The 4,857-nt window shown below is 54.0% G+C and carries 3 protein-coding genes; all 3 read left to right on the plus strand.

Annotated features, from left to right (window positions below; translation table 11 throughout):
• Positions 1-931: 931 nt before the first annotated feature.
• A complete protein-coding gene (locus PHX60_RS15745) occupies positions 932-1,147 on the plus strand; it encodes a hypothetical protein (RefSeq protein ID WP_300079692.1) in 216 nt (71 codons plus the stop codon).
• 652 nt (positions 1,148-1,799) lie between these two features.
• Positions 1,800-2,405 carry a hypothetical protein gene (locus PHX60_RS15750; protein WP_300079694.1) on the plus strand — a complete coding sequence of 202 codons (606 nt, stop codon included), beginning with the start codon at positions 1,800-1,802 and terminating at the stop codon, positions 2,403-2,405.
• 899 nt (positions 2,406-3,304) lie between these two features.
• Positions 3,305-3,709, plus strand: coding sequence for a hypothetical protein (locus PHX60_RS15755; RefSeq protein WP_300079696.1), 405 nt, complete (start codon positions 3,305-3,307; stop codon positions 3,707-3,709).
• Positions 3,710-4,857: the final 1,148 nt, after the last annotated feature.

A 4,857-nucleotide genomic window follows, 5' to 3' on the forward strand; every position in this document is an offset into this window, starting at 1 on the left:
AGGGGGAGTGCAACTCCCCCCAACAAACCCTGAGGTTTTACCATAGGATTGTACATCAAGGATCCCACCTTGTTAATGGATGTAATAACAATACAGCAAGACGCAGACATCCTGCAATGGGGGACATAGCCGTCCCCCAAGCCCCCTCGCAAGCATCCCCAAGAGACCATCTTACAACACTACAATAAAGACAATACCATACTATCGTACCATACCTGAGGTAATAAACAAGCAATAAAGGTACACCATGTCAGAACAAACTCAAGATGACAGTCACAATATACTAAACCGAAAATGCTTTGTTGAGTAGTACAAAGCTTATTTATAAAGTCATCATATGTTCTCAAAACTTCCTACCGCTTCGCAACACAGGTCACAGTTCATCACAGTTCGGTCACAGAAATAAGATTCTGGTCTTTGCTTAATCCTCCCCTGAAGCGGAGTCGGGAATCCAAATCAAAATACTATTTACAATTACTATTTAACGAGACAGACAGAATGACACGCGGTAGGTAGGATTCCGACAACACAGCATAAACATATTGTTAACAAATTCATCTTCGGATGCCTGATAGCCCTGAGGATTTGTATCCCTTTCACCGATGATCTCGCCTTTCCCGCATGTCTTTTTCGCAGGCCCTGACCTAACGCAACGGAGTAGTCTGTTTTTCATGAGATTCTGAACGCTCTAGCAGGCCAGGTGAGTTGGCATTGGACAACCCTGCAACCAGCTGGTCTGCCATTTCGCACTTCGCTGGCCTTTGGGTTGTATTTGCTCTTCGCGGTCCTGCAAGTTGTGCCCTCTTCGCGGGTCTTATGCATGGGGGCTGGAACATCCATGAATTGAAGCTGGTAGCAACAACTCCATGCCCACTTTTGCCATGTGCAGGATCTGTTTGCAACAAGCCTCCCCGCAACCATGGAGACGGACATGGAGGAACTGAAAAAGAGGATTAAGACAACGGAGGAGGAGATCAAGGAGGTGAAGGCGCTCCCTGTGGGCGACCCGGAGCGGGCACTCCTGATGACGCTCCAGGCACGCCTAACGGCGCTCGCACAGAAGGAGGTGCTACTCCTCAATCAAGCGCAAGGTGTGGTGTTGTTGTTTGTGACCCGCATGCGTTGTGTAGGCTTGCAGTTATGGTGAAGGAGCGTTTGCACCATCACCCTTACACTGCAAACCGTTTCTATTGAAAACTGCATGTACAACGATATCACATTGCGGTCGTGCAATCAAACAACAGCAACAACAGCAACAGCTCATAGAGCCCCCCCCACACACACATTCCCCACACCTGCCTCCCCGCTCTCATGTGTGCCCCGCTGCCCTGTTGTGCACCCGCAGCGGCCGCGCACCCCCAGCCAGGTGTGTGGGGGAGTGGATGCGGGTGAAGGGTGGGGGTGGCTGCATGCATCAGTGGGCTGACATGAGGTGCCAAGGGCTTGCCATGTGCTGCTCCATGTGGCATCTTGAGAAGTATGCTGAACGTGCGCTATTCTTGTGCCTGCCTCGCAGTGGACATATCTGGCCATCTGGTGACACAGATGCTCAAGGACATGCCACCCATCATGCACCTTCCCAAGAGTGCAGCTGAGCTCAAGACTCTTCTGCTGAGTACTGGTGAGAGCAAGTAACCCCATCAACTGAGCTGTTTTCACACAAACCGCGTGCTGCCACGCCTGTGAACGGAGCTGCATGCTGTGCTAGCACCCGCGTTGTGTTGCGCCGTAATGGCAGCTGCATGTTGTGCTGGCCGTGCCCAACACACATGTGCTGCCGCTCCTGTGAACGGAGCTGCATGCTGTCTCACACCCTGCTGTCTCACACCTTGCTGTCTCAAATCTTGTTCGCAGGTCCATCCCATCTGCGCATCCCCATTCCCATCACCACTCACAACAGCTTGCAAAGCCAGCTGGACAGCTCCAGGTTCCAGCTGCTCAGAGCAGTCGACGGGTACCATTATGCCTCAGCAGCGTTTGCAGCCCTGATCACCAAGCTGCCTTATGATCATGGCTCGGAGATGACAACCACTTGCGCCATTACCTACTTCCTGAGCAATACCTTTGACATCCTGAACACCCTGTCTGGCATCACGCTATCGCCAACTGTCATTCTGAACCGCACTGAGCAGGGTGCAAGCAGCCTCAGTGGTGTTGTGCCTGGTCAGAGCCGACCTGACACGCTGGTAGTGCATGACCACTCCACAGTGATGATTGGAGAGGACAAGGACAATGGGAAGCTTCAAGATGCCATTCGTGACCTTCAAGGGTACGCCAAGGGGGGCCTGGGCGCAGTGCAGTACGGGACCATCCCAGGCATCATCGCCTATGCTGCTGCAGGCATGAGGCTGCAGTTCTGCTTCATCAGCAAGGCTGGGGAGGTGGGTTTGCATGTGGCCACATAATGACCGGCATGTTGTGCATGCGCGTGCAATGTGCAGATGTCAATCTTGCTGCTTGATGTTGATCATGCTGCATAACCGTTGCTGCATGCATGGGACATGGCCTGCAGGTGGGCTGTGTGGGACATGCCTTGGACCTGAGCTCAACAATGGGGCGCCTGGATGCAGTCTGTGCCATCATCCAGTGTTGTGAGTGGGCGAGCAAGCCTGCTTGTTCTATGGCTGTGATTGTGGGATGGCATGTGGCCACGAATGCCATGCTGCCTACGCCCTTACCTAATCACAAGCCATCACAACTAAATCACAATGATCACGCACTCATGGCGGGGACCACCTGGTGCCCAACCGGTGCACCTACACATTGTCTGACCTGTATGATCCATTTGACTGGGCCGCACAACCTTGATGTGTGACCAACCACAGACCGCATCATGGCCATGATGTCCGAGTGCCTACCACCCAAAGAGATGCGTGTGACGCTGTGGAAAGTGGTGGAGCGGGGTCCTGGGACGGTCATGCTCACGCCCAGCGGCGCCAGCAAAGCCATCAACAAGTTCGAAAACCACGCACGTGCAACTGGCGCGAGTGAAGCGGTGCTCAAGGGGGCGTACCGCGCAGCCTCACAGGCAGCAGCTAAGCAGCAGCAGGAGGGGAAGCAGCCATTTTTGGTGTATGCATCATCAGGGCCAAGCTTTGGGAGGCGGTACACAGTGTGCACTACACCCCTGGGCTACCATCGCACGGTCTCCACAGAGCAGGTGTGGTGGTTGCATGCACACTAGAATTGCACCAGCGCTGCATGCTCAAACTCCAACACCCACATTGAATGCTCAACTCAACTGATATGGCCCTTTCCCACCTGCCTGTGCACGCAGGATGCCCGGCATGTGGCATGGGCTTGCGTGCAGGCTGCCAGCGTGCTGCACGCGGCAGATATTGTGCACACTGACTTCCGTCTGCAGAACGTGGTGTGGTTGGCTGATGACCACTGCATGGTGATTGACCTGGAGCTCTGCAGGAGCGCGACTGCACCCCTGCCGTCCAACTTCAGCCGACTGCATGACTGGACTGACCACACGCTGGAGGTGAAAGGGGGTGAGTCATACTTCACAACTGCATCTGACCTCTACCAGATCGGGGTCATGCTGCAAAGGCTCCTACAGCAGAGCTGGTCCCAGCACGCCCATGCCTTTGTGGCCATGCTGATCAGCAAGCGGCTGCCAGCAAGCCAGGGTGCACAGGCGCTGACAGCTGAAGCAGCCATGTGCCACGAGTGGTTCAAGGGGATGCAGGGAAAGCATGGATAGAACAGTGATGCACGAGCACATTGCAGGGGATTGGCCTTTGGGGGCTGCTGCTGCCGCTTCACACTGATTGAGCATTGTCAGGTGATCGACGTAGCAGCAGGGAGGACACATATGACACGGCACACCGTGCGCCACCCTGCAGCCTAGAAGGGCACATAGGGCGCGGGTGTGTACTGTCGAGATGGGGTCCAGAGGGTGTACTGCCCACGACTGGCAGCATTGGGTGAGCACGATCAAGTAGTACCGCGCAGTGGGATAGGTGTGCCTGGTGTCAACCGTGTCAACCGTGTCAACAGTAGCTAATGCTAACTAGTAATGCTTCGGGGCTGAGGGGTGAGAATCAAACTGTAGAGTTCAGAGCATGCAGACTGCATGCTCCTGAAATGTTGGTTCTTGGCCAGTGAGTGTGAGGTGCAATATGTGTTGGGTCCCGGAGCATTGTTGTCATCTTGCGCTGACACAGTGATCAACAGAGCGCTCCGGTTTTAGTTTTCCCTTTCCTTTGTTTTCCCTTCAAGGCACCTTTGTTTGGTGCACTGTGTGTTTTTTCTTTTTCTTGTGCTGGCCCCTTTCTTTCTCCTTTCTTCTGGCTTCTTTGTAGTGCAGGCTTTGTCAAGGGTGGTTTGTTGTGTTTTTGTTTTGGTCTTTGGGAGCGTTCTGTTGTCCTCATCACTTGTAGGGCTGTCCTCTCTCACTTGCTAACCGACCTCACTGCCACAGAACCACAGCCACTGCCTAGGCCGGCACGAGCGGGACAGTTGCGAGTTGTGAAGAGTTGAGAGTTTGGAATTTCATGTTTCAGGGCACGCACATGCAAGTGGCACATGCACATGTGCGCGGCGACCAGCTCCAGGCGCCAGCATAAGCAGGGGCCTGGGGCAGCTCTGGCGTGTCTGATGTTGACATTTGACCAGGATGGCTGTGACCTTGCTGGCCTTGGAGTGAGCCCAGCTAGGCAGATAGACCCAGCCCTGGTTTGGTGCATTGCTGATGAAGGGACACGCCAGCGCATCACGTAAATACTTATGATGTGGGCCGTGAGGCGATGAGTAGCACTGCCATATGCAAACCATGTTGTAATGACTCAGTTTGATCTGCGATGTACTGTTTCAGACTGGCATTACACGCAACCACATGGTACTTGAGGT

It is taken from the genome of Giesbergeria sp. (assembly GCF_028686475.1).
Classification (GTDB): domain Bacteria; phylum Pseudomonadota; class Gammaproteobacteria; order Burkholderiales; family Burkholderiaceae_C; genus Simplicispira.

What these genes read in the sequence shown, in the direction of transcription:
- PHX60_RS15750 (WP_300079694.1), top strand. Translation starts at nt 1,800, where the DNA reads ATGCTGTCTCACACCCTGCTGTCTCACACCTTGCTGTCTCAAATCTTG.
- PHX60_RS15745 (WP_300079692.1), top strand. Translation starts at nt 932, where the DNA reads ATGGAGGAACTGAAAAAGAGGATTAAGACAACGGAGGAGGAGATCAAG.